Source organism: Pseudomonas sp. P20, from assembly GCF_016463925.1.
In the GTDB taxonomy this organism is placed as follows: domain Bacteria; phylum Pseudomonadota; class Gammaproteobacteria; order Pseudomonadales; family Pseudomonadaceae; genus Pseudomonas; species Pseudomonas aeruginosa.
Window position 1 is genome coordinate 42,199 of sequence record NZ_JAEMVM010000035.1, and the last position, 18,964, is coordinate 61,162.

General features: G+C 64.1%; 16 protein-coding genes, 1 tRNA gene and 1 pseudogene. 11 read left to right on the plus strand and 7 right to left on the minus strand.

Going from position 1 to position 18,964, the window contains the following annotated elements; translation table 11 throughout:
• Positions 1 to 293 precede the first annotated feature (293 nt).
• Positions 294 to 1,160 carry a tryptophan 2,3-dioxygenase gene (gene kynA / locus JHD77_RS28705; RefSeq protein ID WP_003120044.1) on the plus strand — a complete coding sequence of 289 codons (867 nt, stop codon included), beginning with the start codon at positions 294 to 296 and terminating at the stop codon, positions 1,158 to 1,160.
• A gap of 31 nt (positions 1,161 to 1,191) precedes the next feature.
• On the opposite strand, the pseudogene JHD77_RS28710 reads toward kynA, so the two are convergent.
• Positions 1,192 to 1,753: pseudogene (locus JHD77_RS28710) on the minus strand (GNAT family N-acetyltransferase).
• Positions 1,754 to 1,767: 14 nt separating this feature from the next.
• Positions 1,768 to 2,205, minus strand: a complete 438-nt coding sequence (locus tag JHD77_RS28715) for an Lrp/AsnC family transcriptional regulator (RefSeq protein ID WP_003102469.1) — start codon at positions 2,203 to 2,205, stop codon at positions 1,768 to 1,770.
• 132 nt (positions 2,206 to 2,337) lie between these two features.
• Here JHD77_RS28715 and JHD77_RS28720 point away from each other — a divergent pair, with 132 nt between their 5' ends.
• Positions 2,338 to 3,237 (plus strand): DMT family transporter, encoded by a 900-nt coding sequence (locus JHD77_RS28720; RefSeq protein WP_003102472.1) that lies wholly within the window; start codon positions 2,338 to 2,340, stop codon positions 3,235 to 3,237.
• A 62-nt stretch (positions 3,238 to 3,299) separates the two neighbouring features.
• Here the strand turns inward: JHD77_RS28720 and JHD77_RS28725 are convergent, their stop codons facing one another.
• Positions 3,300 to 3,902, minus strand: coding sequence for a nitroreductase family protein (locus tag JHD77_RS28725; protein WP_003113348.1), 603 nt, complete (start codon positions 3,900 to 3,902; stop codon positions 3,300 to 3,302).
• Between the two features lie 346 nt (positions 3,903 to 4,248).
• On the opposite strand from JHD77_RS28725, the gene alkB1 reads away from it, so the two are divergent.
• Together alkB1 and JHD77_RS28735 are read left to right on the plus strand one after the other, a co-directional pair.
• A complete protein-coding gene (gene alkB1, locus JHD77_RS28730; protein ID WP_003102475.1) occupies positions 4,249 to 5,397 on the plus strand; it encodes an alkane 1-monooxygenase AlkB1 in 1,149 nt (382 codons plus the stop codon).
• A 111-nt stretch (positions 5,398 to 5,508) separates the two neighbouring features.
• Positions 5,509 to 7,116 carry a methyl-accepting chemotaxis protein gene (locus tag JHD77_RS28735; protein ID WP_031755459.1) on the plus strand — a complete coding sequence of 536 codons (1,608 nt, stop codon included), beginning with the start codon at positions 5,509 to 5,511 and terminating at the stop codon, positions 7,114 to 7,116.
• 10 nt (positions 7,117 to 7,126) lie between these two features.
• On the opposite strand, the gene JHD77_RS28740 is transcribed toward JHD77_RS28735, so the two are convergent.
• A complete protein-coding gene (locus tag JHD77_RS28740) occupies positions 7,127 to 8,470 on the minus strand; it encodes a response regulator (protein ID WP_003102481.1) in 1,344 nt (447 codons plus the stop codon).
• Between the two features lie 77 nt (positions 8,471 to 8,547).
• Between JHD77_RS28740 and JHD77_RS28745 the strand changes: the two genes are divergently transcribed.
• The 5 genes from JHD77_RS28745 to JHD77_RS28765 all read left to right on the plus strand — a co-directional run bounded on the left by JHD77_RS28745 (position 8,548) and on the right by JHD77_RS28765 (position 12,088).
• Positions 8,548 to 9,960, plus strand: a complete 1,413-nt coding sequence (locus JHD77_RS28745; protein ID WP_031629074.1) for an ATP-binding protein — start codon at positions 8,548 to 8,550, stop codon at positions 9,958 to 9,960.
• 113 nt (positions 9,961 to 10,073) lie between these two features.
• A tRNA-Leu gene (locus tag JHD77_RS28750) sits at positions 10,074 to 10,160 on the plus strand.
• Positions 10,161 to 10,575: 415 nt separating this feature from the next.
• The gene (gene lecA, locus JHD77_RS28755; RefSeq protein ID WP_003102492.1) at positions 10,576 to 10,944 is read left to right on the plus strand and encodes a PA-I galactophilic lectin; all 369 of its coding nucleotides are present in this window, start codon (positions 10,576 to 10,578) and stop codon (positions 10,942 to 10,944) included.
• A gap of 273 nt (positions 10,945 to 11,217) precedes the next feature.
• Positions 11,218 to 11,559 (plus strand): hypothetical protein, encoded by a 342-nt coding sequence (locus JHD77_RS28760; protein WP_003120049.1) that lies wholly within the window; start codon positions 11,218 to 11,220, stop codon positions 11,557 to 11,559.
• 121 nt (positions 11,560 to 11,680) lie between these two features.
• Positions 11,681 to 12,088, plus strand: coding sequence for a hypothetical protein (locus JHD77_RS28765; protein WP_003102495.1), 408 nt, complete (start codon positions 11,681 to 11,683; stop codon positions 12,086 to 12,088).
• A 58-nt stretch (positions 12,089 to 12,146) separates the two neighbouring features.
• Here the strand turns inward: JHD77_RS28765 and JHD77_RS28770 are convergent, their stop codons facing one another.
• Positions 12,147 to 13,910 (minus strand): cyclic di-GMP phosphodiesterase, encoded by a 1,764-nt coding sequence (locus JHD77_RS28770; RefSeq protein WP_003102498.1) that lies wholly within the window; start codon positions 13,908 to 13,910, stop codon positions 12,147 to 12,149.
• A 256-nt stretch (positions 13,911 to 14,166) separates the two neighbouring features.
• Here JHD77_RS28770 and JHD77_RS28775 point away from each other — a divergent pair, with 256 nt between their 5' ends.
• Entirely contained in the window at positions 14,167 to 14,376 is a 210-nt protein-coding gene (locus JHD77_RS28775) for a hypothetical protein (protein WP_003102501.1), read from the plus strand.
• A gap of 250 nt (positions 14,377 to 14,626) precedes the next feature.
• On the opposite strand, the gene JHD77_RS28780 is transcribed toward JHD77_RS28775, so the two are convergent.
• A complete protein-coding gene (locus JHD77_RS28780; RefSeq protein ID WP_031756733.1) occupies positions 14,627 to 16,114 on the minus strand; it encodes a SulP family inorganic anion transporter in 1,488 nt (495 codons plus the stop codon).
• A gap of 356 nt (positions 16,115 to 16,470) precedes the next feature.
• Here JHD77_RS28780 and JHD77_RS28785 point away from each other — a divergent pair, with 356 nt between their 5' ends.
• Entirely contained in the window at positions 16,471 to 16,983 is a 513-nt protein-coding gene (locus JHD77_RS28785; RefSeq protein WP_003090028.1) for an anti-virulence regulator CigR family protein, read from the plus strand.
• 126 nt (positions 16,984 to 17,109) lie between these two features.
• Here the strand turns inward: JHD77_RS28785 and ctpH are convergent, their stop codons facing one another.
• A complete protein-coding gene (gene ctpH, locus JHD77_RS28790) occupies positions 17,110 to 18,816 on the minus strand; it encodes a methyl-accepting chemotaxis protein CtpH (RefSeq protein WP_014602850.1) in 1,707 nt (568 codons plus the stop codon).
• Positions 18,817 to 18,964 lie beyond the last annotated feature (148 nt).

Sequence of the window (18,964 nt, forward strand, 5' to 3'; positions counted from 1 at the left end):
GATGGAGTGGCGGGTCGAAATCCAGGCTCTCGGGACGAGGCCTAATGGTCACGGATCCGCTATCCGGGCTTTTCTCGGCCACGACCCGCGAGTGATCCGAAATTCGATTTTTCCATCGATCCGTCGAATTAGATTTCATCGGGGACGGGCAGGAAAGGATGCTTTGCACGAATATTCGAATGGGCGCATCGTAAAATGAGCGCGCTTCGACCGTGTCGAAGCCACCCCCGACAACGTTGCCGGCAGGTCGCTCATCGACTTCCGACGCCTGCCGCCGAATTCAGGAGATTCACATGTGTCCTTGCCCTCACTCCCAGGCCCAGGGAGAAACGGACGGAGAGGCTGAGTGGCATAACGCCGCCCTGGACTTCACCCATGCGATGAGCTACGGCGATTACCTGAAGCTGGACAAGGTCCTGGACGCCCAGTTCCCGCTTTCGCCCGACCACAACGAAATGCTGTTCATCATCCAGCACCAGACCTCGGAGCTATGGATGAAGCTGATGCTCCACGAACTGCGGGCCGCCCGGGAGCACGTCAAGTCAGGCAAGCTCGGTCCGGCGCTGAAAATGCTCGCCAGGGTTTCGCGGATCTTCGACCAGCTGGTACACGCCTGGGCGGTGCTGGCCACCATGACGCCGACCGAGTACAACACCATCCGCCCGTACCTGGGCCAGTCTTCCGGTTTCCAGTCCTACCAGTACCGCGAGATCGAATTCATCCTCGGCAACAAGAACGCCACCCTGCTCAAGCCCCATGCTCACCGTGCCGAGCTGCTGGCGGCCCTGGAGCAGGCCCTGCATACGCCGTCGCTATACGACGAAGCGATCCGCCTGATGGCCGCCCAGGGGTTGCCGGTAAGCCAGGAGCGGCTCGCCCGGGACGCGGCGGCCGGCACCTGTTACGAGGCCTCGGTGGAGGCGGCGTGGCGACAGGTCTACCAGGCGCCGGAACGCTACTGGGACCTGTATCAGCTGGCGGAGAAACTGATCGACCTGGAGGACTCGTTCCGCCAGTGGCGCTTCCGTCACGTGACCACGGTGGAGCGCATCATCGGTTTCAAACCCGGCACGGGCGGAACCGAGGGAGTGGGGTATCTGCGCAGCATGCTCGATACCATCCTCTTCCCCGAACTGTGGCGGCTCCGTTCCAACCTGTAGTACCGGATGAGGCGCAGCATCCGCCTGCGCCTCAGTCGTTGCCGGCGCCTCCCGCCGCCCACTCTTGCCGCAAAAGCCCCATGAGAACGACATTCCAGCGTTCCCGGCCGACCCGGGTGGCGGAGCGGCGCAAGCCTTCTTCGCGGAACCCCCGCGCGTCGATAGAGATGACGGGCGGCAGCGTTCCAGTCGTACACGTTCAATTCAACGCGCTCGATGTCGGCGTCGGCGAAGGCCTCGGCGAGCAGCGCCTCCAGCATCGGCAGCCCCAGGCCCTGGCCGCGCGCGCTTGGCGCCAGGGCTATGCGAGCCAGGCGGACGACGCCGTTGCGGCGGTCGAACAGCAACTGGCAATGGCCGATGACCTGGTCATCCCGGCAAGCGCTCCAGAGCAGGCGCAGCGGCGGTCGCCGGCGGCTTTCCGCGAGGTCTTCATGCATCTGCTCGAGGCTCAGCGGATGCCGCAGGGCGGGGCCGGCCCATTGCACCAGCTCCTTTTCCGTGGCGAACCAGCGTTGCAGGATTGGGAAGTGTTCCAGCTGGAATGGGACGAGTTGCAGTTCCGGGACGGAACCCGTGCCGGGTGTGGGCATGCGGAGTGCCTCGCTCAGGTCATCGGGGGGAGCCGGCGTTTAACCGGGGACTTCTTGACGATGGCGGTGTTGGTTTCCGCGTAGCCGTTGATCCTGTCCAGCAGCGTGTCGAGCTGTTCCATCGAACGAACCTGGAGGCGGGCGATGAAGCAGTCGTCACCGGTGACCTTGTCGCACTCGGTGAACTCGGCGATGTCCTGGATCTGTCGCTCGACCTCGTGCAGCCTGCCGGGCAGGGGGCGGATGCGAACGATCGCCTGGAACTGGTAGCCGAAACAGCGGGGGTCGACATCCAGGGTGTAGCCGCGGATCACGCCGCGTTCTTCCAGCTTGCGCAGGCGTTCGGCGACGCTCGGGGCCGATAGCCCGCTGACCTGGGCGAGAGCCTTGAGGGACAGTCGCGAGTCAGCCATGAGGGCGTTGATCAGGCGTTGGTCGATGTCGTCGGTCATGTCGGCCTCGAAAGTTTTTTTTCAAAATAGCCCTGATAAAAAAGGTCGTCACGGGTTTTTGCCTGAGTAATGCGATGGAGGGCTGGAAGACGACTTTGGATAATCATAGGCCTGTCTTGCGGGAGAGCGCCCATGAACGATCCGATCCGTCGCGGTACGCTGGAAATGACTTCGGCCATGCTGATCTGCGGCACCATTGGCTGGCTGGTGCTGCTCTCCGGGCAGCCCGTGCTGGACGTGGTGTTCTGGCGCTGCGTATTCGGTTTCGCCACGCTGCTGGTCGCCTGTGCCGCGCTGGGCTTCCTGCGCCGCGGCAGCCTGGGGCGCGAGGCGTTCCTGCTGGCGCTCCTCAGCGGGGTGTTCATCGTCGGCAACTGGGTGTTGCTGTTCGCATCCTACTCACGGGCTTCGATCGCCATCGGTACCGCGGTCTACAACGTCCAGCCGTTCATGCTGGTGGGGCTAGGCGCGGCGTTTCTCGGCGAGAAGGTCACGGCGCGCAAGCTGGGCTGGCTGGGGCTTTCGTTCGCCGGCATGCTGGCGATCGTCAACGCCCACGGCGACAGCGGCGCCCCGCGCGGGGACTACCTGTTCGGTATCCTCCTGGCGCTCGCTGCCGCGCTGCTGTATGCCTTTGCCGCGCTGATCGTGAAGCGCCTGCAAGGCACGCCGCCGCATCTTATCGCCTTGATCCAGGTGGGCACCGGCGTGCTGATGCTCGCACCGCTGGCGAACCTTGCCGAACTGCCCCGGGACGTTGCTCCCTGGGCCAGCCTGGCGACCCTGGGAATCGTCCATACCGGGCTGATGTACGTACTGCTCTACGGCGCCATTCAGAAATTGCCGACGGCGCTGACCGGTGCCTTGTCCTTCATCTATCCGGTCGCGGCGATCCTGGTGGACTGGCTGGTCTTCGAACATCGCCTGAGCCTGGCCCAGTGGCTTGGCGTGGCCGCCATCCTGCTCGCCGCGGCAGGCATGCAGCAGGGTTGGAGCGTGCGCCTGCCGAGGCCGGCGGTGCGTCGCGGCTGAGGCGCGGGGGAAAGAAAAAGCCCCGCGACGAGGCGGGGCTTTTCTACGGCGATCTCGGCCGATCAGTTGCCGAAGACCTTGAAGCGTTCGCTTTCGGCGATGAAGGCTTTCTCCCCCGCCGGAGCGGCGATGGCGCCGAAAGGCATCTGTGCGCGCAGCTTCCAGCTTTCCGGCAGGTTCCAGGTCTTGTGGGTCTGCGCATCTACCAGCGGGTTGTAGTGCTGCAGGCTGGCGCCGACCTTGTGCTCGGCGAGGGCGGTCCAGACCGCGAACTGGGCCATGCCGCTGGCCTGCTCCGACCACACCGGGAAGTTGTCGGCGTAGAGGGCGAACTGCTCCTGAAGCTGGCGCACTACCGTCTGGTCTTCGAAGAACAGTACGGTGCCGGCACCGGCGGCGAAGGAATTGAGCTTGGTTTCGGTGGCGGCGAAAGCGTCGGCGGGAACGATCTTCTTCAACTCGTCCTTGGCGATGTTCCAGAACTGCTCGTGCTCGGCGCCGAACAGGACGACCACCCGCGAGCTCTGCGAGTTGAACGCGGAAGGGCTGTGCGAGACGGCCTCCTTGACCAGTTCGACGATTTTCTCCTGGGAGACGGGCAGTTGCTTGTCCAGGGCGTAGATGGTGCGGCGGTTCTTGATGGAGGAGAGGAATGCGTCAGACATCGTGAGGCTCCTTGTTTGGAAATTGGATTCGATATTAGCGACGGCCTCGATGAGATCAATGGGAAATAACCGGTGATTCCTATCGGCTGATGCGATGGATACCCGGCTTCCCCAGGAAAGCCGGGTATCCACGGTCCAGCGCGGCCGGCAGCGAGAGACGGCCAGTACGGATGAAAATGGAATATCGAGAAAGTCGATGGGCATAAAACCGCGAGGACTTGGCCTTTGATTCAGGTCAAGCAGGGTGAAGGCGGGGGAGGCGGCCAACCTTTAGTGATGGTGACCTGGCAGCCCGGCTCGGTGATGGTTCGATTGTAGGATTGTCGGACAGAAACTGGAGCGCACGATGTTTGAAAATTTCTCTCCCAGCACCATGCTGGCCATCAAGAAGTACGCCTATTGGCTCTGGCTGCTGCTGGCGTTGTCCATGCCGTTCAACTACTGGATGGCCCAGGACAGCGCACATCCGGCCTTCTGGGCATTTTCCCTGGTGATTGCGGTATTCGGCATCGGGCCGCTGCTGGACATGCTGTTCGGCCGCGACCCGGCCAACCCCGACGAGGAAACCCAGACGCCGCAGTTGCTCGGCCAGGGCTATTACGTATTGCTGACCCTGGCCACGGTGCCGGTGCTCATCGGTACGCTGGTGTGGGCCGCTGGCGTGTTCGTCGCTTTCCAGGAGTGGGGCTGGCTCGGCCGGTTGGGCTGGATCCTCTCGATGGGCACGGTGATGGGAGCGGTGGGGATCGTCGTCGCCCATGAGCTGATCCACAAGGACTCGGCGCTGGAGCAGGCTGCCGGCGGCATTCTGCTGGCCGCCGTGTGCTACGCGGGGTTCAAGGTCGAGCATGTGCGCGGCCACCATGTGCATGTGTCTACGCCGGAGGACGCTTCGTCGGCGCGTTTCGGCCAGTCGGTCTACCAGTTCCTGCCGCATGCCTACAAGTACAACTTCCTCAACGCCTGGCGCCTTGAAGCGGTGCGGCTGCGCAAGAAGGGCCTGCCGGTGTTCGGCTGGCAGAACGAACTGATCTGGTGGTACCTGCTGAGCCTGGCGTTGCTGGTCGGTTTCGGTTGGGCGTTCGGCTGGCTGGGGATGGTTTTCTTCCTTGGCCAAGCGTTCGTCGCGGTGACCCTGCTGGAGATCATCAACTACGTCGAGCACTACGGCCTGCATCGGCGAAAGGGCGAGGACGGGCGCTACGAGCGGACCAACCATACCCACTCCTGGAACAGCAACTTCGTCTTCACCAACCTGGTCCTGTTCCATCTGCAACGGCATTCCGACCATCATGCCTTCGCCAAACGCCCCTATCAGGTCCTCCGTCATTATGACGATAGCCCGCAGATGCCCAGCGGTTATGCCGGGATGGTGGTGCTGGCGCTGATCCCGCCGCTGTGGCGGGCGGTCATGGACCCCAAGGTGCGGGCCTACTATGCGGGCGAAGAGTTCCAGTTGACGGCCGAACAGAGCGAGCGGCCGGCAGCTTCCTGAGAATGGCCGGCGTCCCCGCTCCGTGCCCGAATAGCTCTTCGTTCGGGCAATCCCGCCTTGCCTGGGGTTGACTATCCTTAGCGATATCTCGGCACGGAAAGGAGCCCAGGGATGAACATTCGGCAGAGAATCCTCGCTTCGGGCGCCATCGGCATCGTGGCTGTGGTGCTGCTAGGCGGGGTCGGCTTTTGGGGGCAATTGCGGTTGGGCAAGGCGCTGTCGGAGAACGAGCTGAGCGTCAATGCGCTGCGCAACCACATGGAAGGCGACATGATGCACGACGCCTTGCGCGCCGACGTCCTGGCGGCGTTCGTGGTCCAGCCCGGCGACGGCGCGGCGGCCGAGCAGGTCCGCCAGGACCTGCAGGAGCACAGCCAGTGGTTTCGCAAGGTGGTCGAGCAGAACCAGGGGCTGCCTCTCAACGACGCCATCCACCAGGCGCTGGTCGAGTTGCGGCCCGACCTGGAAGCCTACATCGGCGCCGCCGAGAGCATCGTCGGCAAGGCGTTGCTCGATCCCGTGGCGGCACGGGCCGAGCTGCCGCAGTTCGTCCAGGCCTTCAAGGAGCTGGAAGGGCGCAACGAAGCGCTCAGCAGCCTGATCGAGAAACACGTCGAGCAGACCAACCGGGCGCGCGAAGACAGCATGCGCTATTCCGCCTGGATGCTCGCGGGCGGCATCCTGGTCGCCTGCCTGGTCCTCGGGCAGCTTTGTCGCCAGTTGCTGGGTGCCGTCCTCAAGCCTCTGCGCAAGCTGGTCGCCTCGGCCCGGGTGATCGCCCAGGGCAACCTGCAGGAGCCGATCGGCGTCGACAGCAATGACGAGGCCGGCCAGTTGCAGCGGGCGTTGGGCGAGATGCAGGAGAACCTGCGGCAGATGATCACCATCATCCGCCAGGAAAGCGAAGAGCTCCACGACACCTCCCAATCCATCGGCCAGACCTCGCAGTCGATCGTCCACGGCGCCAGCCAACAGGCCGACAGCGCCACCAGCATGGCTGCGAGCATGGAAGAGATGATCACCAATATCTCGCAGATTTCCGACCACGCCGACAACGCCAGGGTGATCTCGGCCAAGTCCGAGGAGCTGGCCAGCAGTGGCGGGCAGGTGATCCTCAACGTGGTGGAAGGGATGAGCCGCATCGCCGACGTGGTCAACCAGTCCTCCACCAGCATCACCGCTCTCGGCCAGTCGTCGGACGAGATTCATTCGATCATCCAGGTGATCAAGGGGATCGCCGAGCAGACCAACCTGCTGGCGTTGAACGCCGCCATCGAGGCGGCGCGGGCCGGAGACGCCGGGCGCGGTTTCGCCGTGGTCGCCGACGAGGTGCGCGGGCTGGCGGCGCGGACCACCCAGTCGACCCAGGAGATCACCGCGATGATCGAGCGCATCCGCGCCAGCACGGGGCAAGCGATCAACAGCATGGAGGCCGGCGTGAGCCGGGTCAACGAGGGGGTGTCGTTCGCCCGCCAGGCAGGGGTGTCGATCAACGAGATCCTCGATGGAACCCGTCATGCCGCGTCGGTGGTCGATGAGATTTCCCAGACCATCCGCGAGCAGTCGCGCGCCAGTGATGAAATCGCCCAGCGCGTGGAACTCATCGCCCAGCGTTCGCAGCAGAACACCCAGGCGATGCACGAGATGGCCGCCACCGCCAGGCGCCTGAACGAGGTTGCAGCGACCATGCGCTCGTCGGTGGAGCGCTTCAAGATCTGACGGGAGCCGCCTAGGTCGTCGACTCCGGGAGGCGCACGAACAGCGTGTAGCGTGCGCCTTCGATCGCTTCGAAGGCGATCAGCTTCTCGATCAGCGCCAGGTTCAGGACCTTGCCCGCGTTGAGCAGCAGCATGCCGTTGTTGGCGGTGAGGTTGCGCGCCAGCACCATGCCCGGAACCAGGTCGCGGGTGCCATGGGCACGGACTTGCGGATCGGCCAGGGTGACATCGGCAAGGGTCGTCGCGCAGACCTGGATGAACGGTTCGATCAGCTCGGGGTCGTACAGCCGGCCGGCGTATTTGCGGATGTACATCAGTGCTTCGTCGCGATTCATGCGCCGTTCGAGGATCAGTCCGCGCTGCAGCTCGACGAAATCCACCGCCAGCTTCAAGAGGCGCGAGCCCAGGGGAATGGCCTCGCCCTTGAGGTGGTCCGGATAGCCGCTGCCGTCCCAGTGCTCCTGGTGATGGCGAATCAGGCGGGCGGCGTCCTGCATCGGTTCCAGCGACATCAGCAGCGACTCGCTGAGCTCCGGGTAGCCGCGGAAACGATCGCGGTCGTGGTGATAGAGCAGGTCCGAGGGCGAGCTGAGCAGGGTGTCGTTCCAGCTCAGCTTGCCGATGTTGTAGAGCGCCGCGGCCATCGCCAGGTCGCGACCATCCGATTCGTCGACGAGGCCGCTGGCACAGCAGGCGCGGACCAGTTCGATGATTTGCTGGTTGGTCTGCTTGTCCTTGGGCAGGCGCTGGTTGACCAGCAGCGAGAAGACCTCGGTGCCGACCACGTAGCTGCGCTTTAGCTCCTCATAGGCGAGGTCGAGCATGTCGGCGGTCTGCTGCAGTTCGGCGGTGCGCGCCTGAACGCGCTTTTCCAGCGTGGCGTTGAGTTGCTGGAGGCGGTCGTTCTGCTCCTGGGTAAGTCGCTCCAGGCGCCGCCGCTCGCGCTCGGAATGCAGGTATTCGAGCGACTGGCGCAGGGTCAGCAGCAACTCGTCGTCGTTCCACGGCTTGCTCAGGTAATGGTGGATGCGCCCTTCATTGATGGCCTTGGCGATGGTTGGCAGGTCGGCATGGCCGGTGAGCAGGATGCGAATGGTTTCCGGGGAGCGGCGATGGATTTCCGCGAGCAGGGCAGCGCCGTCCATGTTCGGCATGCGGGCGTCGGACACCACCAGGTCCACGGGCCGGCTTTCCAGCAGTTGCAGGGCCTGTTCGCCGCTCTCCGCCAGCAACAGGTCGTAGGGCTGGTTGCGTAGCAGCCGGCGCAGGCTGCTGAGGATCAGCGGCTCGTCGTCGACCAGCAGCACGCTGAAGCGGATCTCCGTCTCGTTGGAAGGAGGTGCGCTATCGTTCATGAGTGTCTGTCCACCGGGTGAGTTTTGCCTGAATGCTTCAGGCAAGCATAGTCCGAGTCTGGCCTGGACGAGGGCGCATGCACGCGGCGGCTGGGCGAGCGGAGGTGCGGATCATGGAGACGTTACCCATCAGGAACCGGCGCTTGCTGGTGATCGATGAGCGGCAGGCGGATCGAGACCGTGTATGCGGGTTGTTGCAGGGAACCCTAGGGGCCGAATCGCCTCCCGTGGCGCCTGAGTGGGGCTACCAGGTGGATACGGCGGGAAGCGCCGAGGAGGCATTGGGGCGGATACGCTCGGCCCTCCAGGCCGATGCGCCGTATGCCGTGGTGTTTCTCGGGATGCCGTCGGTAGGCGCGGATATTCCCGTTCTCGAGCGGTTCTGGCGTCTCGACTCCCGCTTGCAGGTCGTGGTGCATGCGCCTCCCGCCGATTTTCCGCTATTGGCGCCGTGGGCTGCGGAAGAGCGCCTGCTGCTCCTCGGCCTGCCTTTGCAGGGACAGGAGGTCCGCCAGATGGCCGGCAATCTCAGCGCCAAGTGGAACGTGACGGCTCACCTCCAGTTGCAGATGAGCCGGATGGAGGCTGCCATCCAGGAGATCACCCGGGAAGTCGGCCAGGCCAAGGAGGCGCTGGAGAAAGAGATCGGCGAGCGCAAGGAACTGGAAAGCCAACTGGTGCAGACGGAGAAGCTTGCCTCGATCGGCCACCTGGCCGCCGGCGTCGCCCATGAGATCAATAACCCCATCAGCTACGTTTCCTCCAACTACACCACCCTGGAGGAGCACGTCAGGCGTTTGCTGGAGGTACTTGAAGCCTATGAAGAGGCTCGCCCCGCGATCCGCGACGAGGCGCTGGCAAGACGCCTGGAGCAGCTCGGCGAGCGGGTCGAACTGGCCTTCGTCAAGGAGGATGTCGCCGTGTTGCTGCGCGAATCCAGGGAAGGTATAGGGCGGGTGCGCAAGATCGTCCAGGACCTGAAGAACTTCTCCCGCGTCGACGCCGAGGACGACTGGCAGTGGACCGATCTGCACCAGGGGATCGAGTCGACCCTCAATATCGTCGCCAGCGAACTGAAGTACCGGGCCGACGTGGTCCGCGAATACGGCGATCTACCCGAGGTGAAGTGCCTGCCGTCGCAGATCAACCAGGTGGTGATGAACCTGGTGATGAACGCGGCCCAGGCGATGGGGCCGGAGCGGGGTCGCATCGTGATTCGCACGGGGCATACCGTGGAGCATGCCTGGATCGAAGTGGAAGACTCGGGGCAGGGTATCTCCCCCGAGATCCTGCCGCGCATCTTCGATCCGTTCTTCACCACCAAGCCGGTAGGCAAGGGGACCGGCCTGGGGTTGTCGCTCTCCTACGGCATCGTCCAGAAACACGGCGGCACCATCGAGGTACGCAGCCAGCCGGGAGTCGGCAGCGCTTTCCGGATCGTGCTTCCCCTGGAATCACCCGGCAACCTGGGCGGAGCCCACGGAAATTAACTGTTGCGCCGGCTAGAGTAACGTAAGACAATGATTTATCTACCGTTTGGGGTGGGTCTCGGGTTGGGATGCCGGTTTGGTTCCCGTTGCCGGCTCACTTGAAGCGAGATCCTGCCCGGATGGCGAAATCGGTAGACGCAAGGGACTTAAAATCCCTCGGGGGTAACCCCGTGCCGGTTCGACCCCGGCTCCGGGCACCATTGTGTTTCCTGGCGTTCAGCCGACTTCTGCGCTCCTTCCCCGATTTTCTTCCGGCCCGCAATCGCGCGGCAGTCAACGAGTCGACGTTGCCTTCTTTCCCTTCTCGGCCTTGGAGGCGTTTCATTCTAGTACGGCTCCGTATAGGGTTCGCCCTGGCTGGTGTGCGGGAGTGTTTGTGCAGCTTGAAGTAGTTGTCTTTGGAAGTTTGATTTTTTGTCGTTATCTTCTGCTCCTGCTTTTTAATTTCCTTTCCGAATATATTCAATTCACTGGCGGAATTATCCTCTTTTCTCCTGCATGAATTGGTAGGCGGTACTTCCTCGTTGCTGTGCTTTGCTGACAGGGAAGGATCGCGAATCAGGGTTTTTCGCCTCTTTCGTTTATGAACAGGAATTCATATATCGGAGATCAATCATGGCTTGGAAAGGTGAGGTTCTGGCTAATAACGAAGCAGGGCAGGTAACGTCGATTATCTACAATCCGGGCGATGTCATTACCATCGTCGCCGCCGGTTGGGCCAGTTACGGACCTACCCAGAAATGGGGGCCGCAGGGCGATCGGGAGCATCCGGACCAAGGGCTGATCTGCCACGATGCGTTTTGTGGTGCGCTGGTCATGAAGATTGGCAACAGCGGAACCATTCCGGTCAATACCGGGTTGTTCCGTTGGGTTGCACCCAATAATGTCCAGGGTGCAATCACTCTTATCTACAACGACGTGCCCGGAACCTATGGCAATAACTCCGGCTCGTTCAGTGTCAATATTGGAAAGGATCAGTCCTGATAACTTGTCTCGGAAAAAAAAGGGCCCGAATGGGCTCTTTTTTTAAATGCAAATAAAGTGAAGTTGCCCGTGTGGCCGTTATGAACGGACAGGCAGCGCTTCGCAGTTGCGACTACCAATGACAAGGGTATCGAACTCCTGGGGCTGCCGCGGTCGTGGGAAACCGAGCGAGAGGGGGCGGGGAACTGCTTCAACACGCTTCGGTCTGAACGGGAATATCGATTCCTGACCCGATTCAGAATTCCGTCCACATAGTAGACAGTACCGAAGCCGATGCCCTGCCGACTTTCCCTGGTTGTATTTCCCGCTCTCTTCTCCATTGCCGCTGGCGCCGCGGAGGAACTCAAGGACATGGCAGGTTCGACCATCGTCGTTGCCGGAAGACTCGAGGCCGTCGAATGCCCTGGCGCAGGCCTGTACGATTGCACGGGGTGGCCTGCCAACCTGTACCGTTTCGAGGGACAGGACGTGTGCCTCAGCATCGAGGCTGGCTGCGATTACAGTTGCGATGGCATTCTCAGCGAGAAGGGCGGCACGCAATCGATCCTGGTTTCCGGCTCCTATCGCGATCACATCCGCAAGGTGGAAGGCACGCAGGTCTCCTGCCCGCGCTAGAGACGCTCGGCCGAGCGCTGGAAACATCGCGAGGTGCAACGGACGGTCTGCCGCCCGCTGAAGAAGGCGAGCGGCGTGGGATGTGCTAGGGTGCCCGTTGTTTGCAGGGAGGACCCAGGGCATGGAGCACCCATACAAGACCCCAGAGGCGGACCTGGCCGAGGAGAAGCTGACTGCGAGAGGTTTCCTTTCCGGCGGGCAGCCGCTGTGGAAGGCATTCTGGCTGTTCTTCGCTGCGGGTTTCTTATTGCTCAGCGTCGCCGCCAGGCAGGCGATGGTGGCCATTGTCGATCCGCTGATGCAGGAAGCTCCCGGCGAACATGCGGTGGCCCTGACCTTGTGGGGAATGGTCGGTGTCGAGCTGGTTAGGCTGGCCTACCTGTGCCTCAGCCTCGTCGTGGTCTGGCGCTGCGGGCGCAATTCCCGCTGGGTGGCTGCGCGCCATGCCAGCAGGGCGGTGCTGTTGGCACTGATACTCCTGACCCTTTACTCGATCTATCTGGTCTGGGCCTTGCTCGCCAGTCCCTGAGCGACGCGCCGAGGCTGGCGAGCATGCTGGTACGGCCCATTCCACGTGCCTGCGTTGGCTAACGCCGCAGCCAGTCCTCCAGTTGCTCCGGCAGCATCGGCTGGGCGATCAGATAGCCCTGGCCCTCGTGGCAGCCCCAGGCCTGCAGCAGGTGGAAGGTGTCGTGGGTCTCGATGCCTTCCGCGACCACCCGATAACCCAACTGGCTGGCCAGGCCGATCACCGCCTGGGTGACGCTCTGCGCCTTCGGCGAGCCGGCGAGGTCGCGGGTGAACGATTGGTCGAGCTTGATGGCGGTGATTGGCAGATCGCGCAGGTAGGTCCAGTTGCTGTAGCCGGTGCCGAAGTCGTCCACCGCGATGCCCATGCCAAGCTCCCGGGCACGCAGCAGCACCGAGCCGACCGCCGAGGCGTCGCGGATGAGTACGCTTTCGGTGAATTCCAGCTCGAGGGCGGAAAGGTCGATGTCGTAGGTTTTGGCGAGTCTGACGGCCTCTTCCAGGAAGCTGCTGTCTTCCATGTCCGATGCCGATACGTTGATCGCCAGCCTGAGCGGGATGTTCCGTGCGTTCCATTGCGCCAGCTGGGCCATGGCATGGCGCAGCACCCAGTCGCTGAGGGGGCGCATCAGTGCGGTTTTCTCCGCCAGGGGCACGAATTCGGCGGGGCTGACGAAGCCGAGTTGCGGGTGCCGCCAGCGCAGCAGCGCTTCCACGCCTGTGCACCTGCCTGTCGGCAGGTCGATTTTCGGCTGATACACCAGATGGAAGCCTTCTTCGGTTCCGATCGCCTGGGACAGCGAGGTCAGCAATGTGAAGGCACGCTGCTGGGCCTGGTCCAGCGGCGGGTTGTAGCGGGCCCAGCCGACACCGCGGTCGCGGGCGTCGTCGGCCGCGCTGACCACCAGGCGCAGCCAGTCCTGATCGCCGTCGAGGGGATCGTCGGCAAGCGGTAGTACGCCGAGGCCCACGTTGGCCTTGATCGGGATCCCGCGACATACGACGGGGCTTTCGAAGGCCCGCAGCAGGCGGAGGCAGACCGACTCGGTTTCTTCCTGTTGCTGCCGTGGCAGGAGCAGTCCGAAGCGCGTCGGGCTGATCTTGTAGAGAGTGAAATCCGGCAGTTCCGCGCGGATGCGGTCGCGCGCCTCGAGCATGAGGTCGTTGGAAAAGGGATAGCCCAGCGTACGGATGATGGTATTCAGCAGGGCGAGGGGCAGGAGGTCGGCGGCGATCACGGTGAGGGCGCCGTCGCGCTGCAGGCGCAGGGAAACGTCCTCCTGCAGGCGGAGACGGTTGTACAGGCCGGTTGGCTCGTCGATGTAGTTGGTCGAGCGGAGCGTATGGATACGGGCCATCACCAGCCGAGCGAAGTGCTCGAGCATGGCGACGTCCCGCTCGGCCAGCGGCCCGCGTGGTTCCCGGTCGATGACGCAGAGGCTGCCGAGGTTGAGACCTTCCGCGGTGGCCAGCGGAGCCCCGGCGTAGAAGCGGATGCGCGGTTCGCCTTGCACATAGGGGTTGTCCCGGAAGCGCGGGTCGAGGGTGGCGTCGGCCACCTCGAAGACTCCCTTGCCCAGGATCGCGTAGGCGCAGAACGAATCCCGTCGCGGCGTCTGCCGGATATCGAGGCCGATGCTCGCGCGAAACCACTGGCGCTGATGGTCGAGGATGGAAATGAGCGCGATGGGCGTCTGGAAGTAGGACGTAGCGGCGGCGAGGATTTCCTCGAATACCTCGTCCGCACCTTCTTCCAGCAGACCGAGTTGGTCGACGTAGGCCTGTCTCGAATGCTCGTCCTCGGGATAGGGTGGGGTTGCCATGCTGGACTCCTGGGCTACTGCGATGTCGGGCATCGGCAATCAATGATGTCATTGTGCCTTTATTTCGTGGAGCGCGGGCTCTTTTCCCAGATTGCAGCGATGAAAGGGCGTGGAGGTTGATCGCGGTCATGCCGGTACGGCCTTCGACGCCGACGCCAGCTCTGCGAAATCGATTACCTGGTAAACGGACTCTTCCTATATCGGCCAGCATCACCGCTCGCTAAAACGGTCGCACATGCTTCCACCGAGAAAAGACATGTCCGACACGCTCTCCTTCGCCTCGCGCCTCTGCAAGTTCGTCATCCTTCTCGTCATCCTGCTGATCGGCGGCGCCAGCCTCTTCCTGTGGTGGCTGGGGCGGCCTTACCAGGACGCCATGTCCGCCTTCGTCCCGTTGCTCATGCCGATGCTGTTTCTGGTGCTGGCGTTCGACACCTTTCGCGCCTTCTCCCGCCCCGGGCGCTAGGCCTCCGGGCGCGCAGGCACCGATGCAGCGCTGTATCCCCGTGCTGCCCCCTGTCAGCACTGATACGTGGAGAGTCTTCGCAGGCCAGCCACTGACCCGGAGGAAGCTTCCGAATCGCCGGATCGCTATAACGCGCCAGCCTGCATGTCGTCATCTTCGAACAGTTCTTCCGCGATTTACTGACGGAGCGGCGGGCTCTCCGCCACAGCGGAAGGGCCAGCCCATGCCTGCCCGCCGAGTGGCGCTTCGCTCAATGGCCGGGGAGAATGTCCACGGCGCCCGGCTTGTCGTAGGCGCCGAAGTGATCGACCAGGGTCGCGCTGGCGGCGTTCAGGCCCAGCACGTCGACCTGCACGCCGCGCTGGCGAAAGCCCAGGACCACCTTGTCCAGTGCCGCGACGGCGGTGACGTCCCACAGGTGGGCGTGGCGCAGGTCGATGAGCACATGCTCCAGCGTCTCTCTCAGGTCGAAGGCGGCGATGAACCTGCCGGACGACGCGAAGAACACCTGCCCGCTCACCTGGTAGTGGCGGCGGGTGCCGTCGGCGGAGCGTTCGCTGTCGATATCGAGGTAGTGCCCGATCTTGTTGGCGAAGAACAGCGAGGCCAGGAGAACGCCGGTGACCACGCCGAAGGCCAGGTTGTGGGTGGCGAGGACCACGCCGACCGTCACCAGCATGACCAGGTTGGTCGATAGCGGGTAGCGCTTCAGGTTGCGGATCGACTCCCAGCGGAAGGTGCCGATGGACACCATGATCATCACCGCCACCAGGGCCGCCATGGGAATCCGCCCGACCCAGTCGCTGAGGAACACCACCATCAGCAGCAGCGCGACGCCGGCCACCAGGGTCGAGAGCCGGCTGCGCCCGCCGGATTTAACATTGATCACCGACTGGCCGATCATCGCGCAGCCAGCCATGCCGCCGAGCAGGCCGGTGGCGATGTTCGCCAGGCCCTGGCCCTTGCATTCGCGGTTCTTGTCGCTGCCGGTGTCGGTCATCTCGTCGACGATGGTGGCGGTCATCAGCGACTCCAGAAGGCCGACCACCGCCAGGGCGGCGGAGTAGGGCAGGACGATCAGCAGGGTGTCGAGGTTCAGCGGCACGTCCGGCCAGAGGAACAGCGGCAGGCTGTCGGGCAACTGACCCATGACGCCGACGGTGCGGATGTCCAGGCCCAGGTAGATGGATATGCCGGTGAGGACCAGGATGCATACCAGCGGAGAGGGCAGCAGCCGGCCGATCCGTGGCAGGTGCGGGAAGCCGTAGACGATCGCCAGGCCCGCGGCGGTCATCGCGTAGACCGGCCAGCCGACATCGGTGAGTTCGGGTAGCTGGGCCATGAAGATGAGGATCGCCAGGGCATTGACGAAACCGGTCACCACCGAGCGCGAGACGAAGCGCATCAGCGAACCCAGGCGCAGGTAGCCGGCGAGTATCTGCAGCACGCCGCAGAGCAGGGTCGCCGCCAGCAGGTATTGCAGGCCGTGGTCCTTCACCAGGTTGACCATCAGCAGCGCCATGGCGCCAGTCGCGGCGGAGATCATTCCCGGACGGCCGCCGGCGAAGGCGATCACCACCGCCATGCTGAAGGAGGCGTACAGGCCGATCTTCGGGTCGACCCCGGCGATGATGGAGAAGGCGATGGCCTCGGGGATCAGCGCCAGGGCGACGACCAGGCCGGCGAGCAGGTCGCCGCGGAGGTTGGAGAACCAGTTCTGTTTCAGCGTCTGTAGCATCGGGATACCCAGGGGCGAGGCACGGCCCGTGCAGTCGGTCGACAGCGCGGGCCGCGGGATGGCATTGGAAAAAACAAGGGATGACGACAGGCGTTCAGGCGAACGAACGCTGGCCACGGTCGTTCGGACCGTGGCCGGAAGGGGCAGGCATGGCTATGGCGGAGTGGGCAGCCAGGTCATCGGGGAGTAGCGGGTAGTCGCTTGCAGGGAGCGGCAGCATAGCCGATTCGACAGGTTCGACCAAGCCGGCAGCTCGGGCTTTCCCTGGGTTGCGTCGCGATCGACGGCATGGAACCAAACAAGCGAAACGGTTCTAAGCTATCGAGGGATCGTCCTCGCATGGAGAGAACATCATCATGTTCAACACTCGTTCTGTGCTCGCGCTGGTCGTGAGCCTGTCCCTGATCGGCGGTACGCCTGCCGTCCTGGCCGACCCGGGCAATGGCAAGGGCAACCCGCACGGTAACCAGATGGACGGCGGAAAGGGTAACAAGGGCAACAAAGGCAACCAGGGTGGCCACGACAACCATGGCGGCCCCGGCAACAAGGGCGGCGGCGCCGGCCAGAAGGGCAACGGCGGCGGCAACTGGGACTCGGGACCGCGTATCGACGTCGGCGGGGTACGGGTGATCCTCGGCGACAACCGCGGCTACTGGAACCCGGGGCCGGCCCTGCCGCCCGGCATCCAGAAGAACCTGGCGCGCGGCAAGCCGCTGCCGCCCGGCATCGCCAAGAAACTCGACGGCCGCCTGCTAGGCCGGCTGCCGCACTACGACGGCTACGAGTGGATGCAGGCCGGCACCGACCTGCTGCTGGTGGCGGTAGCGACCGGGCTGATCTACGAGGTGCTGGACAACGTCCTCGACTGATCGAACCCTGGCTGTGCATGGCGGATAGCGCCACAACGCTATCCGCCATGACCCCCCGTTGGAGCGGCGGATAATCGCGTTGCGGTTGTCCGCCTTACCTCATGGAAGTCGTTTCCTTACCCCAGGTCAGGCCCGCAGGCGTTGCAGGGCATCGCCCAGTTGCGCGGAGAGGCCGTGGAGATCGCGGCTGGCGGCTTCGGTCTGCTCCACCTGTTCCTGGTTGCTGGAGGCGATCGAGGCGATTTCCGTGAGGTTGCGGGAAATGTCCTCGGCCACGGCGGTCTGTTCCTCGGCGGCGGTAGCGATCTGGCGGTTCATGTCGCGGATCGATTCGACCGAGGCGGTGATCTGGCGCAGCATGGTGCCGGCGTTGGCAACCTGCTCGGCACCGGCCTCGCTGCGCGACTGCCCGCTTTCGATGGCGCGCGCGGCATTCACCGCGCCGTTCTGCACGGTATCGATGATCTGGTGGATCTCGGCGATGGACTCGGCGGTGCGCTGCGCCAGGGTGCGGACCTCGTCGGCGACCACCGCGAAGCCACGGCCGGCATCGCCGGCGCGGGCGGCTTCGATGGCCGCGTTGAGAGCGAGCAGGTTGGTCTGCTCGGCGATGCCACGGATCACGTCGAGGACCTTGCCGATCCTGCCGCTATCGCTTTCCAATTGGCGGATGACCTCCACCGTATGGTCGATCTCCTTGCGCATCTCGCCGATGCTGCGAATCGTTTCTTCCATCACGTCTTCGCCGCGCTGGGCGGAATCGTCCGCCTCGTCGGCGGCCCTGGCCGCGTCGCCGGCGTAGCGCGCCACTTCCTGGGCGGTGGCGGACATTTCCTGCATCGCCGTGGCGACCTGGTCGGTGCGGCTGAACTGCTCGCGGGTACCGGCCGCCATCAGGCTGGCGATCGCGTTCAGCGAGCCGCTGGCGCTGTCCAGGTCGCGGGTACTGCGCCGCAGCCGGTCGAAGATGTCCACCAGGAAGTCGCGCAGGGTGTTGGCGGCCAGGGCCAGCTTGCCGAGTTCGTCCTTGCGCCGGATCTCGATGCGCTCGCCGAAGTCGCCATGGCTGAGCTGGGCGATGTGCTCGATCAGGCGTTGCACCGGACGGACCAGGTTGCGGTTGACCAGCCACAGGCTGAGCAGGGCGACGGCCAGGCTGGCGCCGATCAGCACCAGGCTGCCGAGCAGCATGGTGCGCCGGGCCTCCGCGCTGATGGAGGAGGAATGGAGATCACTGGCCTGGTGCAGTTCGTCGCGCAGGGCCTGCATCTGCGCGGTGGTGGCACGGTCGATGCCGGTCACCGCCTGGTCGCCGGCGATGGGGTCGGCGCCCGCCTCGAGGAACCGTTGCCTGCCTTGTCGGTAAGCCGTACCGAGTCGCCGGTGCTCTTCGCGCAGGCGCTCGACACGATCCTTCAACTCGCCTTCGGCCACGCTGCCCAGGCGCCCGAGGATGTCCTGCACCGCTCGCTCCTGGGCTTCGAACTGGCTCCAGTATTTCGTCTGGGCCTCTGCCTGGCGTCCGCGCAGCAGGACGTTCTTCCATTCCTGGACCTGGCCGCGGAATTGCAGGTTGGCCTCGTCGATCAGTTGCGCCGCCCGCACGGGGCCGCCGAGCAGCTCGCGGTAGGCGCGTACGTCGCCGGTCAGCGAGCCGAAGCAGGCCAGGGCTATGAGTAGCAGCGCCGCCAGGCTGCCGCCGAGCAGGACAAGGATTTGCGCACGTAGGGATTGTTGCAGCATGGAACGCCTCGATGGATTGCCAGGTTGGACCGGCACGCAGGCTGCGATGAGGCAGCCGAGGACGTCCCTGTGGCCCGGCGAGGCGGGCATGGCGCGTGTTCCGGCTCGCAGAGTATCGACAGCGGATCTGACAACTTGAGGACGACGCAGGGGCCGGGCCAGAGCCGACGAAGGGAAATAGCTGGCATGGATGTTCTGCGGGGCTTCGGTTAATCTCTGTGACGAATGTCACATTGTG

Coding starts and splice junctions, on each gene's coding strand:
- kynA (WP_003120044.1), top strand. CDS start 294: ATGTGTCCTTGCCCTCACTCCCAGGCCCAGGGAGAAACGGACGGAGAG.
- JHD77_RS28715 (WP_003102469.1), bottom strand. CDS start 2,205: ATGACCGACGACATCGACCAACGCCTGATCAACGCCCTCATGGCTGAC.
- JHD77_RS28720 (WP_003102472.1), top strand. CDS start 2,338: ATGAACGATCCGATCCGTCGCGGTACGCTGGAAATGACTTCGGCCATG.
- JHD77_RS28725 (WP_003113348.1), bottom strand. CDS start 3,902: ATGTCTGACGCATTCCTCTCCTCCATCAAGAACCGCCGCACCATCTAC.
- alkB1 (WP_003102475.1), top strand. CDS start 4,249: ATGTTTGAAAATTTCTCTCCCAGCACCATGCTGGCCATCAAGAAGTAC.
- JHD77_RS28735 (WP_031755459.1), top strand. CDS start 5,509: ATGAACATTCGGCAGAGAATCCTCGCTTCGGGCGCCATCGGCATCGTG.
- JHD77_RS28740 (WP_003102481.1), bottom strand. CDS start 8,470: ATGAACGATAGCGCACCTCCTTCCAACGAGACGGAGATCCGCTTCAGC.
- JHD77_RS28745 (WP_031629074.1), top strand. CDS start 8,548: ATGCACGCGGCGGCTGGGCGAGCGGAGGTGCGGATCATGGAGACGTTA.
- lecA (WP_003102492.1), top strand. CDS start 10,576: ATGGCTTGGAAAGGTGAGGTTCTGGCTAATAACGAAGCAGGGCAGGTA.
- JHD77_RS28760 (WP_003120049.1), top strand. CDS start 11,218: ATGCCCTGCCGACTTTCCCTGGTTGTATTTCCCGCTCTCTTCTCCATT.
- JHD77_RS28765 (WP_003102495.1), top strand. CDS start 11,681: ATGGAGCACCCATACAAGACCCCAGAGGCGGACCTGGCCGAGGAGAAG.
- JHD77_RS28770 (WP_003102498.1), bottom strand. CDS start 13,910: ATGGCAACCCCACCCTATCCCGAGGACGAGCATTCGAGACAGGCCTAC.
- JHD77_RS28775 (WP_003102501.1), top strand. CDS start 14,167: ATGTCCGACACGCTCTCCTTCGCCTCGCGCCTCTGCAAGTTCGTCATC.
- JHD77_RS28780 (WP_031756733.1), bottom strand. CDS start 16,114: ATGCTACAGACGCTGAAACAGAACTGGTTCTCCAACCTCCGCGGCGAC.
- JHD77_RS28785 (WP_003090028.1), top strand. CDS start 16,471: ATGTTCAACACTCGTTCTGTGCTCGCGCTGGTCGTGAGCCTGTCCCTG.
- ctpH (WP_014602850.1), bottom strand. CDS start 18,816: ATGCCCGCCTCGCCGGGCCACAGGGACGTCCTCGGCTGCCTCATCGCA.